This is a genomic window from Brevibacillus formosus (genome assembly GCF_003013405.1).
GTDB lineage: Bacteria > Bacillota > Bacilli > Brevibacillales > Brevibacillaceae > Brevibacillus > Brevibacillus formosus.
Window position 1 is genome coordinate 324,284 of sequence record NZ_PXZL01000001.1, and the last position, 23,254, is coordinate 347,537.

The 23,254-nt window shown below is 47.5% G+C and carries 23 protein-coding genes; 14 read left to right on the plus strand and 9 right to left on the minus strand.

The window, feature by feature from the left end; all coding sequences use genetic code 11:
* Positions 1-29 precede the first annotated feature (29 nt).
* The 4 genes from ileS to C7R91_RS01505 all read left to right on the plus strand — a co-directional run bounded on the left by ileS (position 30) and on the right by C7R91_RS01505 (position 6,215).
* A complete protein-coding gene (ileS, locus tag C7R91_RS01490) occupies positions 30-2,807 on the plus strand; it encodes an isoleucine--tRNA ligase (protein WP_047068339.1) in 2,778 nt (925 codons plus the stop codon).
* A 107-nt stretch (positions 2,808-2,914) separates the two neighbouring features.
* Positions 2,915-3,688, plus strand: coding sequence for a TraR/DksA C4-type zinc finger protein (locus C7R91_RS01495; RefSeq protein ID WP_047068337.1), 774 nt, complete (start codon positions 2,915-2,917; stop codon positions 3,686-3,688).
* A complete protein-coding gene (locus C7R91_RS01500; RefSeq protein WP_047068335.1) occupies positions 3,675-4,826 on the plus strand; it encodes a mandelate racemase/muconate lactonizing enzyme family protein in 1,152 nt (383 codons plus the stop codon). The genes C7R91_RS01495 and C7R91_RS01500 overlap by 14 nt, the downstream gene beginning before the upstream one ends.
* Positions 4,827-4,841: 15 nt before the next feature.
* On the plus strand, positions 4,842-6,215 hold the full coding sequence (locus C7R91_RS01505; RefSeq protein ID WP_047068333.1) for an MFS transporter: 1,374 nt from the start codon (positions 4,842-4,844) through the stop codon (positions 6,213-6,215).
* A gap of 68 nt (positions 6,216-6,283) precedes the next feature.
* Here C7R91_RS01505 and C7R91_RS01510 read toward each other — a convergent pair whose 3' ends face one another.
* Both C7R91_RS01510 and C7R91_RS01515 read right to left on the minus strand, forming a co-directional pair.
* On the minus strand, positions 6,284-6,763 hold the full coding sequence (locus C7R91_RS01510; protein WP_047068331.1) for an NUDIX domain-containing protein: 480 nt from the start codon (positions 6,761-6,763) through the stop codon (positions 6,284-6,286).
* A gap of 14 nt (positions 6,764-6,777) precedes the next feature.
* On the minus strand, positions 6,778-7,707 hold the full coding sequence (locus C7R91_RS01515) for an NAD(P)/FAD-dependent oxidoreductase (RefSeq protein ID WP_047068328.1): 930 nt from the start codon (positions 7,705-7,707) through the stop codon (positions 6,778-6,780).
* 237 nt (positions 7,708-7,944) lie between these two features.
* Between C7R91_RS01515 and C7R91_RS01520 the strand changes: the two genes are divergently transcribed.
* The 3 genes from C7R91_RS01520 to ppsA all read left to right on the plus strand — a co-directional run bounded on the left by C7R91_RS01520 (position 7,945) and on the right by ppsA (position 12,811).
* The gene (locus tag C7R91_RS01520) at positions 7,945-9,300 is read left to right on the plus strand and encodes an LCP family glycopolymer transferase (RefSeq protein ID WP_047068326.1); all 1,356 of its coding nucleotides are present in this window, start codon (positions 7,945-7,947) and stop codon (positions 9,298-9,300) included.
* Between the two features lie 85 nt (positions 9,301-9,385).
* On the plus strand, positions 9,386-9,982 hold the full coding sequence (locus tag C7R91_RS01525) for an Hsp20/alpha crystallin family protein (protein ID WP_047068324.1): 597 nt from the start codon (positions 9,386-9,388) through the stop codon (positions 9,980-9,982).
* A 213-nt stretch (positions 9,983-10,195) separates the two neighbouring features.
* Positions 10,196-12,811, plus strand: a complete 2,616-nt coding sequence (gene ppsA / locus C7R91_RS01530; protein ID WP_047068322.1) for a phosphoenolpyruvate synthase — start codon at positions 10,196-10,198, stop codon at positions 12,809-12,811.
* Positions 12,812-12,896: 85 nt separating this feature from the next.
* Here the strand turns inward: ppsA and C7R91_RS01535 are convergent, their stop codons facing one another.
* From C7R91_RS01535 to C7R91_RS01560, 6 genes are read right to left on the minus strand one after another with little or no spacing between them, the layout of a single operon-like run.
* On the minus strand, positions 12,897-13,112 hold the full coding sequence (locus C7R91_RS01535; protein ID WP_047068320.1) for a spore germination protein: 216 nt from the start codon (positions 13,110-13,112) through the stop codon (positions 12,897-12,899).
* Positions 13,113-13,115: 3 nt separating this feature from the next.
* Positions 13,116-13,508 (minus strand): spore germination protein GerPE, encoded by a 393-nt coding sequence (locus C7R91_RS01540; protein WP_047068318.1) that lies wholly within the window; start codon positions 13,506-13,508, stop codon positions 13,116-13,118.
* Positions 13,509-13,522: 14 nt separating this feature from the next.
* Positions 13,523-13,714: a spore germination protein GerPD gene (locus C7R91_RS01545; RefSeq protein ID WP_052773366.1), complete on the minus strand. Its 192-nt coding sequence runs from the start codon at positions 13,712-13,714 to the stop codon at positions 13,523-13,525.
* Positions 13,711-14,325, minus strand: coding sequence for a spore germination protein GerPC (locus tag C7R91_RS01550; RefSeq protein WP_047068317.1), 615 nt, complete (start codon positions 14,323-14,325; stop codon positions 13,711-13,713). The genes C7R91_RS01545 and C7R91_RS01550 overlap by 4 nt, the downstream gene beginning before the upstream one ends.
* Positions 14,326-14,359: 34 nt before the next feature.
* Positions 14,360-14,590: a spore germination protein GerPB gene (locus C7R91_RS01555; RefSeq protein WP_083995009.1), complete on the minus strand. Its 231-nt coding sequence runs from the start codon at positions 14,588-14,590 to the stop codon at positions 14,360-14,362.
* Positions 14,587-14,838 carry a spore germination protein gene (locus tag C7R91_RS01560; protein ID WP_047068316.1) on the minus strand — a complete coding sequence of 84 codons (252 nt, stop codon included), beginning with the start codon at positions 14,836-14,838 and terminating at the stop codon, positions 14,587-14,589. Before C7R91_RS01560 ends, C7R91_RS01555 begins: the two co-directional genes overlap by 4 nt.
* Before the next feature lie 147 nt (positions 14,839-14,985).
* Between C7R91_RS01560 and C7R91_RS01565 the strand changes: the two genes are divergently transcribed.
* Positions 14,986-15,183: a spore germination protein GerPD gene (locus tag C7R91_RS01565; protein ID WP_047068310.1), complete on the plus strand. Its 198-nt coding sequence runs from the start codon at positions 14,986-14,988 to the stop codon at positions 15,181-15,183.
* A gap of 9 nt (positions 15,184-15,192) precedes the next feature.
* Here C7R91_RS01565 and shc read toward each other — a convergent pair whose 3' ends face one another.
* A complete protein-coding gene (gene shc, locus C7R91_RS01570) occupies positions 15,193-17,091 on the minus strand; it encodes a squalene--hopene cyclase (RefSeq protein WP_047068308.1) in 1,899 nt (632 codons plus the stop codon).
* A gap of 55 nt (positions 17,092-17,146) precedes the next feature.
* On the opposite strand from shc, the gene C7R91_RS01575 reads away from it, so the two are divergent.
* From C7R91_RS01575 to C7R91_RS01600, 6 genes are all read left to right on the plus strand, one after another.
* Positions 17,147-18,280, plus strand: a complete 1,134-nt coding sequence (locus C7R91_RS01575) for a DUF2515 domain-containing protein (protein ID WP_047068306.1) — start codon at positions 17,147-17,149, stop codon at positions 18,278-18,280.
* Positions 18,281-18,362: 82 nt separating this feature from the next.
* Entirely contained in the window at positions 18,363-20,618 is a 2,256-nt protein-coding gene (locus C7R91_RS01580; protein ID WP_047068304.1) for a type IA DNA topoisomerase, read from the plus strand.
* A 124-nt stretch (positions 20,619-20,742) separates the two neighbouring features.
* Positions 20,743-21,408 carry a PspA/IM30 family protein gene (locus C7R91_RS01585; protein WP_047068302.1) on the plus strand — a complete coding sequence of 222 codons (666 nt, stop codon included), beginning with the start codon at positions 20,743-20,745 and terminating at the stop codon, positions 21,406-21,408.
* 66 nt (positions 21,409-21,474) lie between these two features.
* Entirely contained in the window at positions 21,475-21,879 is a 405-nt protein-coding gene (locus C7R91_RS01590; RefSeq protein ID WP_047068300.1) for a DUF350 domain-containing protein, read from the plus strand.
* A 25-nt stretch (positions 21,880-21,904) separates the two neighbouring features.
* Positions 21,905-22,411: a DUF4178 domain-containing protein gene (locus C7R91_RS01595; RefSeq protein ID WP_047068298.1), complete on the plus strand. Its 507-nt coding sequence runs from the start codon at positions 21,905-21,907 to the stop codon at positions 22,409-22,411.
* A gap of 17 nt (positions 22,412-22,428) precedes the next feature.
* Entirely contained in the window at positions 22,429-23,220 is a 792-nt protein-coding gene (locus C7R91_RS01600) for a DUF4247 domain-containing protein (RefSeq protein ID WP_047068296.1), read from the plus strand.
* The last annotated feature ends 34 nt before the right edge of the window (positions 23,221-23,254 follow it).

Genomic DNA, 23,254 nt, shown 5'->3' on the forward strand with positions numbered 1-23,254 from the left:
TTTTATTTATTTAAGGAGTGAATCAGGCCATGGATTACAGCAAAACCTTAGCGCTACCAAAAACAGATTTCCCCATGCGCGGAAATTTGCCAAGCCGCGAGCCACAGATGCAAGCGGTATGGGAAGAGCAAAATATTTACCAACAAGTGTTGGATCGTACAAAAGACCGCCCGTCTTTTGTCTTGCATGATGGCCCTCCATATGCGAATGGAGACATCCATATCGGTCACGCACTGAACAAAATCCTCAAGGACTTCATCGTTCGCTACAAATCCATGGCAGGCTTCTATGCGCCGTACATCCCAGGTTGGGATACACATGGTTTGCCGATTGAGCAAGCGATTATCAATGCACAAGGTCTGGATCGTCGCAGCATCGAAGTGAACGATTTCCGCCAACGCTGTGAAGAATATGCTTGGTCCTATATCGACAAGCAACGCGACCAATTCAAGCGTCTGGGCGTTCGTGGAGATTGGGAAAACCCTTATGTAACACTTTTGCCTGAGTATGAAGCCAACCAAATTCGCGTATTCGGCGAAATGGCGAAAAAGGGCTATATTTACAAAGGTCTGCGCTGCGTGTACTGGTCTCCGTCTTCTGAGACGGCTCTGGCTGACGCAGAAATCGAATACAAAGACAAGCGTTCCCCTTCTATTTACGTCAGCTTCCAGGTAGCAGATGGAAAAGGCAAGCTGGACACAGAAACAGGCGTTGTTATTTGGACAACGACTCCATGGACATTGCCAGCAAACCTCGCGATCAGCCTGCACCCTGAGCTCGAGTACAACGTTGTGAAGGTAGATGGCCGCAAATTCCTGGTAGCCAACGGTCTGATTGAAGCTGCAAGCAAAGAAATTGGCTGGGAAGGCGTAGAGATTCTTGCGACCTTTAAAGGCCAAGAGCTGGAAGGTGTAGAAACTCAGCATCCGTTCTACGATCGCAAGTCTCCACTCATCCTGGGTGAGCATGTAACCCTGGATGCAGGTACTGGCTGCGTTCATACTGCTCCAGGCCATGGGGAAGATGACTTTAACGTTGGTCAAAAATACAATTTGGGTGTCCTTTGCCCAGTCGATCACGAAGGAAAAATGACTAGTGAAGCGCCTGGTTTCGAAGGTCTGTTCTATGAAGATGCCAACAAAGTGATTACAGAAAAGCTGAAAGAAAACGGAGCGCTTTTGAAGCTCAGCTTCTTAACTCACTCCTACCCACATGACTGGCGTACGAAAAAACCGGTTATTTATCGCGCGACAGAGCAATGGTTCGCGTCTATCGACGGATTCCGCGAGCAAATGCTCGAAGCGATTAAAAATGTAAAATGGATTCCTCATTGGGGAGAAACTCGTCTGGCAAACATGATTGCGGATCGTGGCGACTGGTGCATTTCCCGTCAGCGTGTATGGGGTGTGCCGATTCCAATCTTCTATTGCAAAGCGTGTAACGAACCGATCATTAACGACACGACGATCAACCATGTTGCTGATCTGTTCCGCAAAGAAGGATCGAAGGTATGGTTCTCCCGTGAAGCAAATGAACTGGTACCAGAAGGGCTTTCTTGCACCAAATGCGACTGCAAGGATTTCCGCAAAGAAACGGATATTATGGACGTTTGGTTCGACTCCGGTTCCAGCCACCAGGCTGTTTTGCGCGAAAGAGGCATTGCTTGGCCAGCTGACATGTATCTGGAAGGCTCTGACCAGTATCGTGGATGGTTCAACTCTTCTCTCTCTACGGGGGTTGCCGTTTATGGCACAGCTCCTTACAAATCTGTCCTGAGCCACGGTTTTGCATTGGATGGAGAAGGACGCAAAATGTCCAAATCCCTCGGTAACGTCATCGTGCCTCAACAAGTAATTGACAAGATGGGCGCAGACATCTTGCGTCTGTGGGTAGCTTCTGTTGATTATCAGGCTGATGTGCGCATTTCCGATGCGATTCTGAACCAGATCGCTGAGGTGTACCGCAAAATCCGCAATACGTTCCGCTTCCTGTTGGGTAACCTGGATGGATTTAATCCAGCAACAGACCGCGTAGCGTACGAAGAGCTGGGTGAGCTGGACCGTTATGTTCTGGCGAAAGCGGCAAAAGTCGCGAAGCGTGCACGCAAAGCGTATGATGAATATCAGTTCCATACCGTTTTCCATGCGGTTCACAACTTCTGCGTCATTGATTTGTCCGCTTTCTATCTGGACATTTGCAAGGATCGCCTGTATGTAGAAGCTCCAGACAGTCTGAAACGCCGCGCTGCACAGACAGTGATGTGCGATTGCTTGCTCAGTCTGGTGAAACTGGTTGCTCCGCTGTTGCCGCATACAGCCGATGAGGTGTGGGCGTTTATTCCAGGTGTGGAAGAGAAGAGTGTGCAGTTGACGGATATGCCAGAAGGCGACGAACAACATCTCAGCTTTGCAGCAGAAGCAGAGAGCAAATGGGATGCGTTCCTGGCGATCCGTGACGAGGTTCTCAAAGCCATGGAAGAAGCCCGCCGCAACAAGGTATTTGGTAACTCCGTTGATGCGAAGCTGGCTCTGTACCCACAAACGGAAGAAGTTGCGAAAACATTGGCAGCTATGGACGATCTGGCTGACCTGTTCATCGTGGCTCACGTGGATGTACACAGCGGGTCTGCTCCAGCAGAAGCAGTACAACTCGAAGGAATTGCTGCTGTGGTCTCTGCCGCAGACGGTGGAAAATGCGAGCGTTGCCGCGTAGTAAAACCTGATGTTGGCACTCGCGAGTCGCACGCGTCACTCTGCGTACGTTGCGCTGATATCGTAGAACAACACTACGCACATGTAACAGAATAAAAATCGGTTGATCGACCTGTCGTTCCCTTTGGGGATGGCAGGTTTTTTTATTGGTCATATTTCCTTCGGGACCAAGACATACTACCTGTTGAGGAAACCAAACAAAGGTGGTGTACAGCGTGGACCAAAAGATGGTGGCCAGCTTCCGGGAAAAGCTGCTGGAACAGAAAAAAGAACTGGAAGACCGCGTACAGGACCATTATGGCATGAGAGAACCGATGACAACCTCTTTGCAGGAGTTTGCCATGTACGATAATCATCCGGCAGATATCGGCAGCGAGATGTTTGAACGGGAAAAAGATTTGGCTTTAGACAGTCTCGATCGTGAGACATTAAAAGAGATTGATCAGGCGCTACAGCGTATGGAGGAAGGCACCTACGGCCTTTGTACAGTCTGTGGAGAGCAAATACCTGTAGAGCGACTGGAAGCATTGCCTCAGGCACAAACTTGTAAGGAGCATGCACCAGCGCCGATAGTTAATGAGTCGCGTCCGATTGAAGAGGAGTTTTTGCAGCCACCATTCGGTCGTACATCTTTGGATGAAAAAGAAGGACAAAACGGATTCGACGGTGAGGATGCTTGGCAAATTGTCGAGTCATGGGGGACATCCAGTACTCCTTTTTCATACCAGGAACCCGACAAAACAGATTACGAAGAAATGTATATCGAGAGCAATGAGCCGGATGGCTTTGTCGAAGCTGTAGAGGAGATCGGTTATACCGATATTGAGGGCTATCACGGACCGGACAGTGTGCATTTTATGAGAAGCGGGACGTACGAGGAGTACATGAGAAAAGGGGAAGGGAAAGGAAACTTCCTCTCCTATGACGATTATCAGGGAGAGCGAGCAGAGCGAGAGGGCATGGATGACTACTCATGAGCAGGTAGCAGCCGCAGACCTGCAAATTGAGCGCGTGGAAACGTATCCGCTTCTTCATCGTCTATCGCAAGCTTATGGCGATGCGAATGGGTATAAGCGTTATCGAACCAGCTATCTCATTCGGATTATCACACGGGCTGGAATAGATGGCTGGGGAGAAATTATCGATTGGCTGCCGACGCTCCACAAAGGCTTTTGTGAGCGCATCATTCCGTACTTGCTGGGTAAGCAGGTGGATAACAGAGTAGCCATTGTGGATGTCATAGGGAAATGGCATCAGCGATCGGCTTCAGGTGTCAGTATGGCACTTACGGAAATTTTGGCGAAAGCGGCCGGGCTATCTGTGTGCCAGTTTTGGGGAGGTCAGATCCATGCGCGTATCCCGGTATACGCCTCCCTCCAATCCTATCGTGAAACAGAAGACTGGATGCAACAGTCATGGAAGCAAGTCAGCCAGCAAGTCGACGATGGTTTCAAGATGGTGAAAGTAAAGATTGGCGGGCGCTCTGTTCAAGAGGATCAGACGCACATCGAAAAACTGATGAATTTGCTTCCCGAAAAAGTTCAAGTAGCAGTAGATGCCAATCAGAGCTACGACTGTGCGACTGCAAGGAAGTGGGAGGGGCTTTTTTCCCGATATAGCAATTGGCTTTGGCTGGAGGAGCCGATGCCTATGGATCGTACAAACGAATATGTCAAGCTTCGTTCGTCATTATCCATCCCGCTTGCTGGCGGAGAAAACTTGATCCGTTGCGCACAGTTTTTGCCCCTGTATGAAGGGGGAGCCATCGATATTGCACAGCCTGACCTGATGCATACGGGAGGCATTGACGATTATCGAACGCATTTGCAAATGGCTCGTCAGTTTGGTTATCGCGTGTCTCCGCATTCCTTTGATGGCTCGCTGGCACGATTGTATACGTTATTTGCACAAGCTTGCTTGTTGGCATGGACCAAGATGAATGGCCATCCAATTGAGCCTGTCGAATGGGACGTTATGGAGAACCCCTTTACACAATTGTTTCCGCTGCGACCCATAAATGGCGAAGTGACGCTTCCTACTGGCGTGGGAATAGGCGTTGAACCTGACTGGGAGATTATTAACGCGTTGCGCTGGGACGGTAGCGCTTATGCGTAAGACAAGGAGTTTCGTATGGCACAAAATGCGAAAAACCTAATAGGGCTTGTCGGGGTTCCATTAGTTATGGTGCTGGGCAACTCGATGTTGATCCCTGTACTGCCAACAATGAAAACGGAAATGAAGCTCACTTCCTTACAGTCGAGCTTGTTGATCACCGCTTTTTCGATTGCAGCAGGTATTGTTATCCCTTTTGCCGGCTATTTGTCGGATCGATTTGGGAGAAAAATTGTTATTATCATCTCCCTTGCCTTGTATGGTCTGGGTGGTTTGGTCGCAGGGCTTGCCGCGCTGTGGCTGGATCAACCTTATATGGCCATAATGGGAGGGCGTGTCTTGCAGGGGATCGGGGCCGCCGGAACAGCCCCTATCGCGATGGCTTTGGTAGGGGATCTGTTCGAGGGGGCTTCGGAGAGTAGGGCGCTGGGGCTCTTGGAGACATCTAATGGGATGGGAAAAGTATTAAGTCCGATTTTTGGCTCCCTGCTTGCTCTCATTTCATGGTACATGGTCTTTTTAGCTTTTCCGATTATTTGCGGTGTCGTCCTCCTGATGTTTTTATTTCTGACCAAGGAAAAGAAACAGGAGAAGAAGCCGCTTCCCGTCAAGCAGTACATGCATTCGATTGCGCAAGTGTTTAAGCAGCATGGCAAATGGCTTGTCCCCGCGTTTTTTATTGGGAGCATCTGCTTGTTCACGTTGTTTGGTGTACTGTTTTACCTGTCTGATTTATTGGAGGAAAAATACAAGATTGATGGTGTCATCAAAGGCTTTTTCTTGGCGATTCCCTTGCTCGTAATGAGTATTGCGGCATATGTGACAGGAATCATCATCAAAAAGAAGCTGAAGCTGATGCGTCTGTTTGTGATTATCGGCATGTTTTTGCTGGCTACGTCCTACATTTTGGCTAGCTTTGTCCAGGGGGCTTATGTTCTGATAGGCATTTTGGTCATCGGCAGCGTGGGCACGGGGATGATTTTACCGTGCTTGAACTCCATGATCGTTGGGGCCGTACAAAAAACAGAGCGGGGCATGATTACATCTTTGTATAGCGGTGTCCGTTTTATCGGTGTTGCGATTGGCCCGCCTATTTTTACCTGGTTGCTCGAGATTTCCCGAACGGTCATGTTTCTATCAATCGCAGGTTTATCGCTCGTTTTCGCCGTAGTTGCGATCTTTTTCTTGAAGCCTAAGCAGGTCGAGCAGCAAGGACAGGGGACAAAAGACAGCGAGACGAAAGCGTGGCGGCAAATATCAGAGGTACTGGGAATTGAACCAGAGACCGTACATGAGGAACAACGTGAGAGAGCCATGGAAAGGTATGGTTTTGATCCAAACGAGCTCGTCAAGCGTGTGTTGTCGGGAAAGAAGGAAAAGGAAAAACAATAAACAGGCTGTCTCTGTCGGTCATTCTCACCGAATACAATGTCGGAGAGCGACAGGGACGAGCCTGTTTATCATGGCTGAGATTCAGCGAAGGGATGGCGTAAAGCTCGTTCAAGTGCGAGCGGATATACATCATCCTGCAGAATGCGACTAAACTCCTGATTGCCTTTTACATCTCGAGGGATATCCGCAAACACAATGGTGGCAAGCACGTCTGAGCCGCTTGGCTGGCTTGTATAATGCGCTACCTTCGCGATATAAATGTCTTTTCGCATCGAGTCGTCAATGGTGTATTGTCCGATTCGCTCAATCCCTTCCAGAATGGCGCCGGTTTCTTCATAGACCTCACGAACTGCTGCCGACAGGCTGTTTTCCCCTGCTTCTACTTTTCCCCCTGGTAGCTCTACACCACGTGTACGATGGCGCGTAAATAACAGCTTACCTTGATAAAAAGCGAAGATCAGGACGTGACCTGCTTGGTGGTTACGATACTCTTCTGGGGAAAAGGTTAGCTTGACAGGTAAGCCATAATCGTCGTAAAAAGCGTGCATGCAAAGCTCTCCTTCTACAGGCTCATTGATCTGTTGTTTTGAATTTGCAAGGAAATATGTTTGACCGCCTTCATCGCTTGACCAACTGCCAGAGACAAACTCGCATAAGCAGCTCCGTTGCTCACGTCTCCGACTGCATATATCCATGGAGAGTTGACTCGTTGATACGAATCCGTTTGCAAATACTCATCGCCAAACGTATCCAAGCCTTCGAGACCAGCTGTGTTTCCATGAACACCAATTCGCGGCAGAATCCAATCAACTACGATCGCCGGCGGATTGCCTTCGCGCGTAGAGGTGAGTGACAGAACAGTCCTTGCCTCTTCTTCCTGATAGTCGCTTACTTGTGTTTCCCACAGGACTTGGATGTTGGGGAGGCCTGTGATTTTCTTTTGCCATTCGGGCCGAGCACGCCACCCACTGCTCCGAACCAACAGATAGACTTGTCGGGCATGCAAACTTACATTTGCAGCACTCTCTAATGCACGATCTCCTCCGCCAATAACGGCGATATCTTGCCCAGCGATGGTGTGTGCTTGGGCAGTTGTAGAAAACCAAGGCGACAGGACGCTCGGACAATCAGCTAGGGCTGGTATTTCATTCCAGCGAACTCCTGTGGCGATAAGTAAAAAGTCCACACGGTAAACGGATTTCGAAGTGGTCACCTGTTTCGTTTCCTGATCAATAGAAAGAATGGATTCGTTCAATCGTATGTTTTGCTGCTGGATGAAAGGATGTGCGATCAGTACCTTTACAAGGGCAGCTCCCTGGTCATATACAAGGGGCGGAAAGTCGGTAATCTCGTTGTAAATGTGATGCAGTTGGCCGCCGAGTCTATCTGTTTTTTCAATAAGAAGACAAGAAAGACCTAATCGTTGGCACCATATTGCTGCGGACAACCCTGCGATGCCGCCACCTGCGATCAGCACCTGTATGTGTTCCACTCTCAAGTCCCTCCGATTCCCTTATTCATCTATCCGATTTTCCTCAGTTTTAGACTACCTGTTTCGATTCGCAAGTGCAAGAACTCAGAGGGAAAACCGATCGAGTTGAATCGGCAGAATTCTACAATTTAACGGCATGTTGTGGTAAAATGAGACGGGAGTTTTCCAGAATATATTGAAAAATGAATAGCCCAAAGCACTATGGACCCCGTGATAGTAAAAAGGAGTGAACCGAACGTGCAAGCCAAGAATGACAAGCCTCAAGCTCCTGCAAAACAGCCGCGTAAACGGATCAAGCGTGGCCAGCGAAGCAAGCGGATGTATCTGCTCTTGGCGGGTTGCTTATTCCTCTGTTTGTTGGCCGTAGGAGCAGGCTTCGCCCTCAACCAGTTTAACAGGACGTTGGACATCGTAACAGTTGACCCTTACAAGCTGCCGAATCAACCTGTCGTAGAAAAGCCGTACGAACAAAAGAAATCAATCGCCTTTGTCATCGTCGGGGTGGATACGCGCAAAAACATTGGCATGTTGAACACGGATGTACTCGTCGTTGCAGTCGCCAATCCGGTTACGCAAAAGCTGAGCATGGTATCGTTGCCTCGTGATACCCGTGTTCAAATCCCAGGATATCCAGGCTATCACAAGGTCAATGAAGTATTTGCATTAGGTGAAAATATCAGGAAGGATGCGGAAATCAAAGGGAAGCCTGTCACAGAAAATGGCATGACGATGCTCAAAAAAACATTAAATCACATGCTGGGGATCTCAGTTGAGCATTACGTGCAGCTTGACTTTGAAGGCTTCACAGCGGTCATTGACAAGCTGGGCGGCATTACAGTTGACGTAGATCGCGATCTCGTATACGAATTGCCGAAGCAAGGGGTATACCGCAGTTTGAAAAAAGGGAAACAAGTATTGAACGGTGAGCAGGCACTCGGCTTCGTCCGTCATCGCATCGACAGACGTGGGGACGCTTACAACTCGAGCGACTTCGATCGCAACCGCAGACAGCAGCAGGTGATTCGGGCCGTGGCAGAAAAGAGCATGTCTATGGATGGATTATCGAGTTTGACAGCTGTGCTGGATACCGTTGGTCAGCATATCAAAACCGATCTCTCGAAAGATCAAATAAAAGGATTGGCACTCGATTTTGCCAGCTTTTCGTCTAGCAACATGGTTACTTTGGATAATGGGGCGATCTGGAGTTCCCCTTATTCCTTGTGGCCGAGAGAGAACATGCAAGCTGTTCGAACTGCCCTGCAAACAGAAGTGGGTGTAGCTGGACCGAGTGAACAGCTCAGTGATGCAGCTGTAGCAGAAGTAGCAAAGGTCGAAATGAAAGCGGAGAAGAGAACGCCAGCAACGAAGCCTAAGTCTACAACAGGTGCAAAAGAACAGCCAAAAGCACAAAAACCAGCGACACCATCAAAACCTGCTCCAGAACCAACACAGGAGCCTGTAACACCGCCTACTGTACCAGATGGCAATGGCGAACCGAATCCTGGGCCGACGGATAGTAATATGCCGCCACCAGATATTTTGGCCCCGCCTGCACCGGCGACAGATAGTGCTGACATTGGGCAAACTGGATAATCTTGAGCACACCCCCCAGGCAAAAGCACATATTCTATCGTACATAGACAGTCTTGCCTCTGCTGGGAAGGGGAGTGCGTGTGTAATGAAAAATTTGCAAGAGACCATGAAGCAGTTGCAAAAAGCATCCGAAAGTTTGTCCAAGCTCGGTTTTGACCCAGATCATCCGTGGAAAGCATTGACCCAGATGGGACAGGTGTTGGATACAAATTTTTGGGAGAATATCGCGACGCTTAATAAGCAAGCAGCACAAAAGACGGCCGCCGCCGCCGCGCCACATGTACCACCCGTGAAAAAGGGGAAAAAAAAGTCGAAGGAAAAACCGATGGGTTTCGTGCAGGTAGACGATTCGCATTTTTCCCCTGCCTCGGATATCTTCCAGTCAGAGCAAATGGTCATTGTTTCCTGTGAACTTCCGGGCTTCGATCGCGATAGTCTGGAGATCACCCTCTCCAACCAACGTTGGCTGGAGGTCAAGGGGATCATCAAGGAAAGTGGGCACCAGGGGATTCGCACGCAAGGGGAAAGAAGCTACGGCCCCTTTTATCGAAAGCTGGCTCTACCGGTTTCCGTCAGTTCAAAAGGGATGAAGGCCCAGTATCAGGACGGGTTGTTAGAAATCTATTTGATGCGTGGCAGGGCTGCGAACGAACGAAAAACAACTTTTAAGGCGAGCTTGTAAAAGCAGGTGGTAGTGGAAAATCAAAAAAGAACCTGGACAGTTGTACCAGGTTCTTTTTATTGCACATAAACAGACACGATGATATAATCAGACCACGACTGTTTATGTTATGTATACAGTTATAGATATCGCATCTTACACTTCAATCGTACCATACTGGTGAACTCTTGTCAAATGTTTTTTTCTCAATTGAATGGTTAGGGGAGATATTGAATGAGTTCTTTGGTTCTCGGGTTTCAGGAAATGGAAAAAACGCAGCTTTTGCTTGTTGGCGGAAAAGGGTTACATTTAGGGGAATTGTCAAAAATTCAAGGAATACAAGTACCAGAAGGATTTTGTGTAACAACAGTCGGATATCAAAAGGCCATCGAACAAAACGAAACGCACCATGCGTTGTTGGATCGACTAACCATGCTAAAAGTACAAGACCGAGAACAAATCAAAGAAATCAGCAGGAAGATTCGAAAAAACATTATGGAAGCAGAAATTCCTTCCGATGTTGTGAAAGCCGTTACTCATTCTCTCTCCCAATTTGGAGAGGAGCATGCTTATGCAGTGCGTTCTAGTGCCACTGCTGAAGATTTACCACATGCCTCTTTTGCAGGTCAGCAAGACACTTATTTAAATATCATTGGCAAAGAAGCAATCTTGCGGCACATTAGCAAATGCTGGGCTTCCCTCTTTACGGATCGCGCTGTCATCTACCGTATGCAAAATGGATTTGACCACAGTCATGTTTATTTATCCGTTATCGTACAAAAGATGGTTTTCCCACAGGCTTCCGGAATTTTATTTACCGCTGATCCCATTACATCCAACCGGAAGGTGCTATCCATCGATGCCAGTTTTGGACTTGGAGAGGCGCTGGTCTCTGGTCTGGTATCTGCTGATTGTTATAAAGTGCAGGAAGCAGAAATCATCGATAAGAGGATAGCAACCAAAAACTTGGCTATCTATGGACGAAAAGAAGGCGGAACTGAGACAAAGCAGATCGATCCTGATCAGCAAAAGACCCAAACACTTACGGAGCAACAAATTTTACAACTAGCCCGCATTGGAAGACAGATCGAAGCTTATTTTGGTTGCCCGCAAGATATCGAATGGTGTTTGGTTGATGATACCTTTTATATTGTCCAGAGCCGGCCGATCACGACTTTATACCCGATCCCTGAAGCGAATGATCAAGAGAATCACGTCTATGTATCTGTTGGTCATCAACAAATGATGACCGACCCTATGAAACCATTGGGACTGTCTTTTTTCCTGTTAACGACTCCCGCACCGATGAGCAAAGCGGGTGGAAGGTTATTTGTTGATGTTACAAAAATGTTGGCTTCACCTGACAGCAGACAAACCATATTAGATACCCTGGGACAATCCGATCCGCTTATCAAAGACGCACTTATGACCGTCCTAGAGCGAGGCGATTTTATACAATCGTCCCCAAATGATAAAAATGAACAGAATCCCGGTAAAAGCAATAAAGGCATGGCGTCTTTAGGTTTTCAAGAACAATTCGAAAACGATCCGGCAATTGTTTCTGATTTGATTAAGCGCAGCCAAAGATCGATCGAAGAGGTAAAGCATAACATCCAAACAAAATCAGGACCGGATTTATTTGATTTTATTCGGGAAGACATCCAGCAATTAAAGAAGATATTATTTGATCCACAAAACATAGGTGTAATTACGGCTGCTATGAATGCTTCAAAATGGATCAATGAAAAAATGAACATGTGGTTAGGGGAAAAAAACGTAGCAGACACGCTGTCTCAATCTGTGTCAAACAATATTACTTCGGAAATGGGTCTGGCGCTCATGGATGTTGCAGATATCATTCGTCCTTATCCAGAAGTCATTGATTTTTTACAGCATGTAAAAGATGATCGCTTTTTAGATGAATTGGTTCAGTTTGAAGGCGGACAGGAGACGCAAGACGCAATCTATGCTTATCTCACAAAATACGGGATGCGATGTTCCGGAGAAATCGATATAACGAAAACGCGTTGGAGTGAAAAACCAATCATGCTTGTCCCCATGATTCTAGGTAACATCAAAAACTTTGAGCCGAATGCTGGCAAGCGGAAATTCGAACAAGGGCGACAGGAAGCTTTGGAAAAAGAGCAAGAGTTAATAGAGAGATTGAAGCAATTACCGGATGGTGAACAAAAAGCCAAAGAAACCAAACAAATGATCGACCTCATCCGGAATTTCATCGGCTACCGGGAATATCCGAAATACGGTATGATGAATCGCTACTTCGTTTATAAGCAGGCTTTACTGAAAGAAGCCGAACAGCTCGTACAAACAGGCGTCATTCATGAAACGGAAGATATATACTATCTCACCTTTGAAGAACTTCACGAGGTCGTACGCACAAACAAATTGGATGATGAGATCATCAGCAAACGAAAAGACGAATACAAGTTTTTTGAAAAACTGACTCCCCCACGTGTAATCACATCTGATGGTGAAATTATTGCTGGTGAGTACAAGCGGGAAAATCTGCCAGCCAATGCGCTTGTAGGTCTACCTGTTTCTACCGGCGTCATAGAGGGGCGAGCACGCGTCATCTTAAACATGGAAGATGCAGACCTAGAAGATGGAGATATATTAGTCACCTCCTTTACTGATCCTGGCTGGACACCGTTGTTTGTATCCATAAAAGGTCTTGTCACCGAAGTTGGTGGACTGATGACCCATGGAGCAGTTATCGCGCGTGAATATGGCTTACCAGCAGTTGTCGGCGTGGAAAATGCTACGACTCTGATAAAAGACGGGCAACGAATTCGCGTGCATGGAACAGAAGGGTATATTGAAATATTGTAGTCAGGGGGCCTCGTGCCTCCTTTTTGTTTCGTTTTTCAGCCAAAATAAAAACAGTGTCAATGAAAAAACATTAACACTGCAGGGATTAGATGTTCCCAAACATCGGTTGATCGACGACATTGGGGTCCAAAGTATTGGTTGCGTTGACACCATTGAGCGTGTTCACGACGTTACCTGTGTTGCCGCCTCCTGAACCGGAGAAGGTCTTGGAGGCTGTTTTTGGCGATATGTTGAGGGTGTCTCCGAAGTTAACAGTACCTGAATTGCTATTGATATTGACAGCTCCAATGACAGAAGGCACAGGCTATCTCCTCCCTCCAGTGTTTGGCTCATCTTGGAAAATGTGACGAATATTAACGATACGCGTTTCGAGTGTAATGGATTCGTTAGAACCAAGATGGACGACGGACGCTCCTGCAACGAAAGGGACTTCCACTTTTTGAATGAAAATGTACGGACAGTCGTGGAACGTATCAATGCAAATCGGTTCTGAGAGACTAGGAGGAGTTAAAGGAACGGAAAAGACCGAGTAATCCTCGAACATAAATTCATTTTCATAGAAGATGGCCTGTTCGCGTTGGACGGCTAAAATGTTCGAGACAGCATCAATCTGCTGGGAATCACCTATTTGCAGAACAGATGAGGTATCGACCGAGATAACATCCAGCTTGTGGACATGACTGGTCCTTCGGTACATGGAGACAACCCTCCTTATGAAGCAGGCAGAGCAGTATCAATCGGGATCGAGGCCCCGACAATCATTTTTTCGGGTGGGGTTTCATAAATCGCTCTGAGGTCTACAGTCTGTGTGTCTCCAATAAACAAAGAAGCGGCAGAAGAGAGCGCACCGACGGAGATCTTCTTTACACAAATGGCTTCGTTTATCACTTGATACCTCATCATGGTTCGTTCACCTCCCGAGGCAAATTTTTCACGAATGTTTCGCAGGTCTTGTTGATATCCCGTTTGACCTTTTGGACTGTGTTTTGCACAATAACATCGAGTTGCTCTGGTTCTAGTTCATCAGTAGGGAGCTCGCTCAGGTAATACTTAATCCGCTGATCGATCTGTTTTTTTATGTCATCCAAAATAAAGGCCCGATAATTGTTATCCAGTGGATAGTTGCACTCTGTTTCGATATTTTCAAGAACGCGGTAGGCATCTGTCTCCAGGTATTGATAAATTTCTTTCTGGACACGGTCAAAAAGCGGGGCATTGCTCTGGTGCGGATTAGGGACATCCATCGATTGATTGATGGAAAAATCACCGATTCCAGCATCATTTCCTTTTGGGTTTAAGCCGATATTGAGAGTCCCTTCCAGTCGCTCAACCTTTAGCAGATCGAATTTGTACTCGTTCTTGATGACGGAAGGGATCTGTTTTTCCTTGAGATCATTTACATCTTGCTGCAGCTGTTCAAGCATTTGCTTCATCTTCTCGATCTTTTGGTTTTGCAATTGTATATAGTCATGTAACTGTTGAAAATACTGCATCATTTCGGGATCCATGTACATGACGACCATCCTTCTTCATCTAGCATAAAGCGGGTTAGCGAAGCCGCGAGGGAGAAACCAACGGAATGAGGGGCACGAATTCTTCCGAACCGGTTGTGGGAAGAGGCCCCAACTGTGGAGCTGGCTCTGTGAATCCGCCGGTGTTGTACAGCTTGGAAACGGGCTTGATAATCCCTGCGCTTCCTATTTGGCACACCGAAGAGTTGCTTATGCCATCTATCTTAAGCGAATGGATTACGATATGCTGCGTAACAAAAAAATTCATGCGAAATCTCGTCCCTTTGCCCTGAAATCGTTTGTTTCTTCTACAAAAAGCGGGATATCATTTTCGGATTGTTCATTGACGTAGACGACGCTATGTGGAATTTTGAAGGACAAATTCGTACCAGAATTGAATGATCCTCCACCCGCGAAGGTTTTGGCGTAGCTGGTAGGTGCGATTTTACGGACGTCTCCGACATTGAAAACGCCGTCCACGTTGTTTACATTGATGACTCCAACGAATGCTGGCATGTTCGGCACATCCTTTTGGGAGAGATCCTCTCTGTATTGTATGTCGTAGGCCATTGGGTGTTCATACCTGTTTTTGCGACCGAACCAGTGCGAGCTGCATACGATGTATGGATAGGCGCGAGTTTTAGGGAAAGGAGAAAAAGTTCCATGAATATGAAGGTGACGAATAAAAAAATAGACGTCGGTGATTTCAGCTTTGGTGGAGTAACTAAGTCGTCGATTGTGCTGATTGGGGACACCGATGTCCTTTCCTGCTACTCTATATTTGATACGCCGCTACATGCTGTGATTTATTCACCCCAGGTTCCTATCCAACCGTTAGACTTTGGTTTGGGAAGAGGGTAGCGGTGGTTTTTACGTATTCGCGTATTTGGCCTGATAGTGGCTGAGAGCCAGCAACGGCCAAATCCAACGATAGCTGTGATAAGCAAAGTAAGTGCCGCCAGGACGCCCCCCGCCAGTCGGGTAGCGGGTCGTCCAGTCATTTGCTTGATTGTGAGTGAGCAAATAGTGAATCCCTCGTTTCAGCTCTGTCGTCGGTTTGGATGACACGGCTATCAGTGCGTCGATTGCCCATGCTGACTGCGAGGGAGTGCTTGCTCCGAGGGGGACGTATGTTTTTTTCTGGTCGCTTTGGCAAGATTCCCCCCAGCCGCCGTCGGGATTTTGGTTGGCAATCAGCCACGCAACCGCTTTTTGGATGGCGGGATCAGTAGGAGAAAAGCCAACCGCCATCAGTCCGGTAATGGCAGCCCAAGTGCCGTATAGGTACGCAATTCCCCAACGTCCATACCAGGAGCCGTCTGACTCTTGATGTTTGAGAAGCCAGCGGACTCCTTTTTCTACATGCGGGTCAGTCAATGTTCGTCCGGCATAGTTTCCGAGAAATTCCAAGGTTCTCCCTGTCAAATCGGCAGAGGACGGATCTGTACTGACGGTATCGGCTCCTTCGATGGGCAGGTGGCGAATGAAATCAGCATCTGTATTGCGTTCAAAAGCAGGCCAGCCTCCATCGGAGTTTTGCATGGATAATAGCCATTCGAGACCGCGTTTCCAAGCGGTTGCTGCTGTCATATCTGTCCGGGCGAGCAGGCGTAGTGAGCGCAGAGCAGCTGTCGTATCATCAATATCCGGGTTCATGGTGTTGTAGTCAGAAAAGCCCCAACCGCCAGGCTTTCCTTTTGGATTGCGGATTTTCCAGTCACCGTACGTATGCTGCTGTTTCTGGAGAAGATAGCGGTTTGCTTTTTGAATCGCGGGATGTGTGGTAGAGAGTCCGCTTTTTTGCAGAGAAGAAGTCAAGAGCGCCGTGTCCCAAACGGCTGAGGTAGCGAGCTGCAAGTGTGCGCCGCTTTCATAATCGAAAACACTATTCGTAAGTCCCTGCATCGCTCTTTGGATAAGTGGGTCTTTCGGAGAAAACCCCCGAGCGAGCAGCGCAAATATCAAGAAAAAGGTAGAGGTCGAATAATTGTACAGAGTACCGTCCGGCTCGATTCGCGCCAGGAGGTATTGTTCCAGGCGCCGTAGGGCGAGCTTGTGTAGTTGTCCGGGTAAAAAGGGGAGCCGCTGCAAGGAATCGTGGATGGTGGCGAGGAACGATTGCCCTTCTTTGAGGAAATTCTCTAGGAATCGATGTGGATATAGACCGCGAGAGATGGGTGTATCTGCGTATAGATCGGACAAGTCTGGCGCATTGTCAGGCTTTTTTACATATTTGCGATCAGCCACAATCATCATGGGGGCAAGATGAACACGTGCGTACCCGACAAAATCGTAAAAGCTGACAGGGAAGCTCGGGGGCAATAAAGCAATCTCGACGGGAACGAGAAAATGCGAGGGCCACTGGTACTGGCCTGTCAAGGCTGTGGCAAATTTGGTCAGCATGTTCGCTTGTGTAAGCCCACCCTTTTCCAAAATAAACGAGCGAGCCAGAGCCATTCTCGGTTCGTTCTTCGTATACTTGCCTGATAACAGCAGAGCGTAATACGAATCAATGGTCGTAGACAGATGACCTTCATGCTCGTCAGGATACAGCTTCCACGCCCCATTAGCGTGTTGGAGAGACGTGATGTGAGCAGTGAGCTTCTCCATCAAACGCTCATCATGAATCCCCAGTGTACGCAATAGGATGATCATGTGAGAATCTGTCATCGGTGAGCTTTCCAGACAAAAGCGCCAAGTGCCATCCTCATGTTGGCGCTGTAACAAAAAGGCTTGAATGCGGTTAATTTCTTGCCGGACTTCACGCAACTCATTCACCTCCCGATAAAATACGGCGCCTGAGGAGAGAGGGGGAAGAGCATCGATGGGTTTGTCGTGGTACCAATACGCATCACGTCTGCCGCTTGCCATGAATCTGGGGAAAGTCCGTACGGCGACAGCGCCATTGCCAGCACAAGAACAAAAGACCGTAGAGCGGATTAAACAGGAGACGTTTGCCCACAACCGTGACAACATAGACAGAACGCGCGCCTATTTGTCGTTTTATCAAAAACATCCTCAAATTCATTGGGCGTTATTGGCCCATCTCGTATCGCGCAATGCAGGATGGAGTATGACCGATTTGCGGGGAGAATTATTGCCTCGCTTGCTTCGAGCAAAAGAGCAGCAGGATTATTTTTCGTTTTTGGAGCGGGGAAACTGGCTGATTTTTCACGATGCGTACCCTCAATTGTTACTGTATGAAGAGAGTGTCAGGCGACAGACCAACCTTTTTTATTTACTGCCTCATCTGGGGGTCTCAACTTTCATGCAGGCAATCTGGAATCATTTTTGGAAGACGACGGATAAAGAGCTGCTCGCCATTGGTTTGATCATCAATGAACAAAACTACTTGGAAGAACAGGTGATGAAGGACACGGCTTATCAAAATTCAGTTGTCCGCACAATCCCGTTTGCCCTTCAGGAGCTTTTGCAACTGAATGTGATCTTGCTTCCACATCGGAAAGTGGCTGATGAGCAGGGAAGCTCCTTGCAGCTCGCGGGTGAGCGAGTGTTTCATTTTGCCTCTTTACCAGAGAGAATCAGCTTGGGAAAAAGGCTGTACAGTCTGCTGTTTGGGGCAATGAACAGGCAGGAGGCGGCGTACGCTTGGGCATTGGAACAGCCACACACAGGTTCGCGAAAAGATTATTGGCCCCATCTTTTTCACGATGTGAACGATACAGCTCCTGGCAAGTCTTATCAGGCAAAGCTATTGAACTGTCAGCTGCGCCAAGGGACAAAGCGGCTGTTTTCCCCAACGCTGCGTCAAGTTTGGAGACCTATCCATCATGAGCCGCCAAAGGAGTTAGATTGGTACAAAAAGAAGAGTGATGTATGGCGTATGCTGACTCGTACGGAGGAGACAGCAAATGCAGTGGAGATGAGTGAAGCGTATTGCCAGGCGTTGGCAAAAATCGAATGGGCTGTCGTAGCCAGAACGAGAATACTTGGCTAACTTGTAGTAAAATAGAGAGGAATCCAAAACGTTAGACTGAACCTCGACAGGCTTAGAGAGTTTTAGAAGGAGCGATAACCATTTGAAGATATTAATTATTGCGGAGAAACCTGACATGGGACGAAATATTGCTGCCGCAATAGATCCTAAAGCGAAAAATCACCGCACCTATTTAGAAGGTGAAAAATACATTATTACGTGGGCGATCGGGCACTTAATTGAACTGGCGGAACCGGAGGCATACGACCCAAAATATAAAAAGTGGAACATAAATGATCTTCCTATCATTCCCGATTCATTTAAGCTAGTGCCGAATCGGAAGACAATCGATCAGCTAAAAATAATCGGGCAGTTGGCCAAACGAAGCAATCTGCTGATTAATGCATGCGATGCCGGGCGGGAAGGTCAACACATATTTTCACTCATTCAGCGACATTTAAAATTGAGCCACCCCGTTAAAAGACTGTGGATATCGGACTTGACCCCTGAAACAATCAGGAAAGGATTTGCGGAGATGAAGGATGCCGCAGCCTATGAAAACTTAACGAGGGCAGCAAAAGCTCGCAGTGAAGCCGATTGGCTAATCGGGATGAATGGCTCACGTGCATTTACAACCAAACATAACGTGCTCCTTTCTGTCGGACGAGTACAGACCCCTGTCCTTGCTCTCATTTATGATCGGCAGAAACAGATTGAGGCTTTCTCATCGGTTACGTTTTTTCAAGTGGAAGGGCATTTTTCGCAGGGGGAGAGAACGTACAAGGGTCTTTGGCAAGGTGATCGCTTAACCGATCCATCTAAAGCGGAAATGCTGGCTCGGAAAGTGAAAGGAAAACAAGGGCGGATCGCATCCTACGAAGTCAAGGATACCAAGGAGTATCCATTCAAGCTGTATGACCTGACATTGCTGCAACGTGAGGCCAATGGCAAATACGGTTTTTCCGCCAAGAAAACCTTGGATTTAGCACAGGCACTCTATGAAAAACACAAAGTGATTTCTTATCCGAGGACGAATTCCAACTATGTGACAGAGCAAAATATTCCTGAAATGCACAACACCTTGTCGTCCTTGCAAGGCACTGGATATGACGATCTGGTAAAGGGTGCAAACCGCAGCTTGGTTCATAAAGGCAATAAATTTATATGTAATCCAGCAAAAGTAGACGACCACCATGCTATCCTGCCGACAAATCGTAAGGCTTCAGGACTTACGCCAGATGAGCAGAAGCTATACGATTTGATCGTTCGCCGCTTTCTTTCACAGTTCTATCCACCGGCTGAATATAAGATGCATACGGTCATAACCGATGTGGAAAGTGAAATGTTCAAAACGTCGGTGAAAGAACGGAAAAGTCTCGGTTGGAAGATTATTTATGCCGATCAGCAGAAGGAAAAGCCAAAGAATGTAAAAGGTGCGGCCAAAGAAGAAGAGGATAAAGAAGAGATTGAGGTTAACGAGCCTTTTATCATTTTACCTGATGCCAGTGTAGTATGCTCGGATGCTGTGGTAAAGGAGAAAGAAACACAGCCGCCCAAGCATTATACGGAAGGAACGCTTCTAAAGGCCATGGAAAGCGCAGGCAAGCAAATCGAGGACGAGGAACTGCGTGATGCGATGAAAGAATCTGGTCTGGGAACTCCGGCAACTCGTGCCGCTACCATCGAACGACTGAAAAAAGTCGGGTACGTGGAGATGCAGGGAAAAAAGGTTCAACTTACGCTAAAAGGCCGTACGGTTATCGAATTGATTAGGGGAGCAGGTATCGAATTATTAACCTCTCCTGAAATGACGGGGCATTGGGAGCGCCGCTTAAATGAGATCTCCCGAGGGACTGCCTCCGACGGGCAATTTATGGAGAATGTGAAGAAATTCGCTACGATGATCGTAGAAAAGGTTCGTGTACAATCTCGAGCTGAGAAGACCTTGTTTGAGAGTGAGAGTACCACTCAGAAAGGATCTTCGAAAACGAGAGGACGAGCTGGCGGGCGAAGTACAGGCAGATCAGGTGGCAGGACTGCTACTACAAAGGCTTCAACTCGAACGGCAGCAAAGACCGCTACTACAACTTCGAGTATCATCGCCAAATGTCCACGGCCGGGTTGCGGAGGCTCCATTTTCATGGGACGCAAAGGTTACGGTTGTTCGAATTACAACGTGGGCTGTAAATTCGTCATATGGAAAGAGAATTACGGGCGTATGCTGACGGATACACAGATTAAAGCACTTATTGAAAAAGGCAAAACGGGTAAAATGAAGCTTGAACGTCAGGATGGAACACAATTTCAAGCAAAACTTATATTGAAGAGTGTAGAATCGGGCGAACTTACTTTCGAGTAGTAAAGTCAGCCAATAAAAAAATAAATTGTTGAAACTTACTTGCGTAACTTTCGTAAATACATGTATAACGGGGACGGCTAATTTAGGCCGAACTACCTAGCACGTACCTAAGGAGGAATAATCCATGTCCATTTTTAAAAGACTGCGTGATTTGACCATGTCCAATTTGTACGCTTTGATCGAGAAAGCAGAAGATCCAATCAAAATGACAGACCAGTATTTGCGTGATATGCAAGAAGACTTGAATGAAGCAGAAAAAGCGGTTGCTGCTCAAATTGCTTTGGAAAAGAAATTCAAGGTGCTGTATGAAGAACAAGAAGCCTTGGTGAAAAAGCGTGATGAGCAAGCTCACATCGCAGCACAAGCACAGAACATTGATTTGGCTCGACGGGCTCTGGAAGAAAAGAAAGCTGCCGAGCAAAAAATGAACGAATACAAGGACAGCTACGAGAAAAACAAGCTGGCAGCCGATGGATTGCGCGAGAAGCTGGCTGAAATGAAAAAACAGATTACCGAACTGAAAAACAAGCGCGAGACATTGGTTGCCCGCGTTAATGCAGCAAAAGCGCAAAAGACAATCAATCAGGCGATGGGTGGTTTCGACACGAACTCGGCTATGGCTGGCTTGAAACGCATGGAAGAAAAAGCGCTGCAAATGGAAGCAGAAGCAGAAGCCAGCGGCGAGATTTACAAAAAACAGAGCTCTTTAGATGATGAAATTGCGAAGCTGAATAAGGATCAAGCCGTCGAGGACGAACTGGCTGCTCTGATGAAAAAATATGAGGGGTAAACCGCTTCAGGCGGTTTCCCTTTTTTTCAGACCTTAAACACCTTGACGAAAGTGGAGTGATTCGCTTTGACATGGACAGAAATAGTAGGGATGCTGGTTTGGACAGGAGCCGGCGGCATTTTGCTTTTTGTTTTGATGTGGATCGATTCGTTGTTTACGAAATACAAGGACATCACGGAAATCAAAAACGGAAATATCGCGGTTACGACGCGTTTCGTCATGAAGCTGTTTGCGCAAGGATATATCTTATCGCAATCCATTATTACCTCCAACTTATTGTGGACAGCACTGCTCGTTTCTGTGCTCTCATTTATCATTCTGTTCCTTTTGGAGAGAATCGTGGAATGGCTGTTAAAGAAAGTAGCCGGACTGGACTTGGAAAAAGGGACGCAGGAAGGAAAAGTGGCACATGCCATGATGGCTGGTTCATTCCATCTCGTGGGTGCCTTGATTTTGGCTGCATGTCTGTAAGACGTGAAAGGGAAGGGAGTACAGCATGAGTTTGATGAAGCGAATCCAAAACATTTTTGCCAAGCATGAGCCTCCTGCACCGGAGAAGAGCATCCTGACGGTGGGACCGGGTGATGTAGTCGATGTATCTCTTGTTACCTATCAAGTAATCGGGAAGGCAAGCAATGCGAGTCGCAAAGCCACGATGCTTACGTTGCAGGATGGAACGACCATTCGCTACCTATATATCGAAGAACGGGAGAAGACCGTCTATCATCTGTATAGCGTCATTGATGGACGACTGGATTCAATAGACGAAGTACCGACCACAATCGAGATGGACGATGCCACCTACCATTTGGAGGAGCAATATAATGGCTCCGTTCAGGTTGCGGGGAAAGCCCCTTTTCATACGTCAGGGGAGCAGTATATCTGGCAATTCCAATCGGATCAACGCCAGTTGCTGCGGATCGAGTGGCAGGATGGCCGTTTCATGCTCTATGAGGGAGAAAGTGTTCTGCCGGCGGACGTACAGGTATTGCGCGGCACATAGAGAGGAGGGACAAGTACATGCCAAATCCATGGATGAAATCAATCAAGCTCCTGCTGATTCCGGCGTTGTTCCTCCTTACGCTAGCGGGTTGTGGCAGTCCTGCGGTTGGCGAGACATATCCACTTGAATCTGTCTCTACCAAGGACAATGGACAGTCGTCACGCATCTATCGTGCGGAAAACAAGACCGTACCGGAAGTAGCCTTGGAGCTGGCGGAGCAGAATACGCCAGATGAAATCTCCAAAGAAGATCCGCAGCATATGTTCCTCATTTATTCGAACGAGATATACCATTTGCAGCAAGACGCTGCCAAGCCGACGGATACGTTGATCGAGGTCGACAGCAAAGAGTACGTCCGGCAAAACTACGATTCTTCATTTTTACAGGGATATATCGTAGCCAGCGTACTGGATGATTTGTTCGACGGGCTTAAGAAAAGCACAAAGGGCAGCTATCGTGGCTACTCTAGCAAGGACATATACAAGCCTTCCGGAACGTATCGCGTGCCTACAACCGAGGACAAAAAAGCAGCGCCGCCGATTACTAAAGAGGGTACGGGAAGTATTTTCAAACGGGGTAATGCGAAGAACGCGGATGGTACGGTAGGTTCTGACGGCAGCCTTTTCAAGAAGCAGGCGGAATCATCTTCTAGCGGCAGTTCAGGCAAAATTATTCGGTCTTCCAGCAGTCAATCGTCGAAGTCGAGTGGATCTTTCTCATCCAAACGTTCGAGCTTTTCCCCGCCGAAAAGCAAATCGCCCCCACGAACGAAGGTAGGGGGATCTGGGCGGATTACAAAACGCCGATAAGTGTAACAAACAGGAAAGAAACGAACACCCCCAA

Excerpts from the sequence above, each read along its gene's own strand:
- C7R91_RS01565 (WP_047068310.1), top strand. The coding sequence starts at position 14,986 with ATGAATATGAAGGTGACGAATAAAAAAATAGACGTCGGTGATTTCAGC.
- C7R91_RS01575 (WP_047068306.1), top strand. The coding sequence starts at position 17,147 with ATGGGTTTGTCGTGGTACCAATACGCATCACGTCTGCCGCTTGCCATG.
- C7R91_RS01595 (WP_047068298.1), top strand. The coding sequence starts at position 21,905 with ATGAGTTTGATGAAGCGAATCCAAAACATTTTTGCCAAGCATGAGCCT.
- C7R91_RS01560 (WP_047068316.1), bottom strand. The coding sequence starts at position 14,838 with ATGCCAGCATTCGTTGGAGTCATCAATGTAAACAACGTGGACGGCGTT.
- C7R91_RS01505 (WP_047068333.1), top strand. The coding sequence starts at position 4,842 with ATGGCACAAAATGCGAAAAACCTAATAGGGCTTGTCGGGGTTCCATTA.
- C7R91_RS01550 (WP_047068317.1), bottom strand. The coding sequence starts at position 14,325 with ATGTACATGGATCCCGAAATGATGCAGTATTTTCAACAGTTACATGAC.
- C7R91_RS01600 (WP_047068296.1), top strand. The coding sequence starts at position 22,429 with ATGCCAAATCCATGGATGAAATCAATCAAGCTCCTGCTGATTCCGGCG.
- C7R91_RS01585 (WP_047068302.1), top strand. The coding sequence starts at position 20,743 with ATGTCCATTTTTAAAAGACTGCGTGATTTGACCATGTCCAATTTGTAC.
- ileS (WP_047068339.1), top strand. The coding sequence starts at position 30 with ATGGATTACAGCAAAACCTTAGCGCTACCAAAAACAGATTTCCCCATG.
- C7R91_RS01510 (WP_047068331.1), bottom strand. The coding sequence starts at position 6,763 with ATGCACGCTTTTTACGACGATTATGGCTTACCTGTCAAGCTAACCTTT.
- ppsA (WP_047068322.1), top strand. The coding sequence starts at position 10,196 with ATGAGTTCTTTGGTTCTCGGGTTTCAGGAAATGGAAAAAACGCAGCTT.
- C7R91_RS01525 (WP_047068324.1), top strand. The coding sequence starts at position 9,386 with ATGAAAAATTTGCAAGAGACCATGAAGCAGTTGCAAAAAGCATCCGAA.
- C7R91_RS01555 (WP_083995009.1), bottom strand. The coding sequence starts at position 14,590 with ATGAATTTTTTTGTTACGCAGCATATCGTAATCCATTCGCTTAAGATA.
- C7R91_RS01500 (WP_047068335.1), top strand. The coding sequence starts at position 3,675 with ATGACTACTCATGAGCAGGTAGCAGCCGCAGACCTGCAAATTGAGCGC.
- C7R91_RS01545 (WP_052773366.1), bottom strand. The coding sequence starts at position 13,714 with ATGATGAGGTATCAAGTGATAAACGAAGCCATTTGTGTAAAGAAGATC.
- C7R91_RS01540 (WP_047068318.1), bottom strand. The coding sequence starts at position 13,508 with ATGTACCGAAGGACCAGTCATGTCCACAAGCTGGATGTTATCTCGGTC.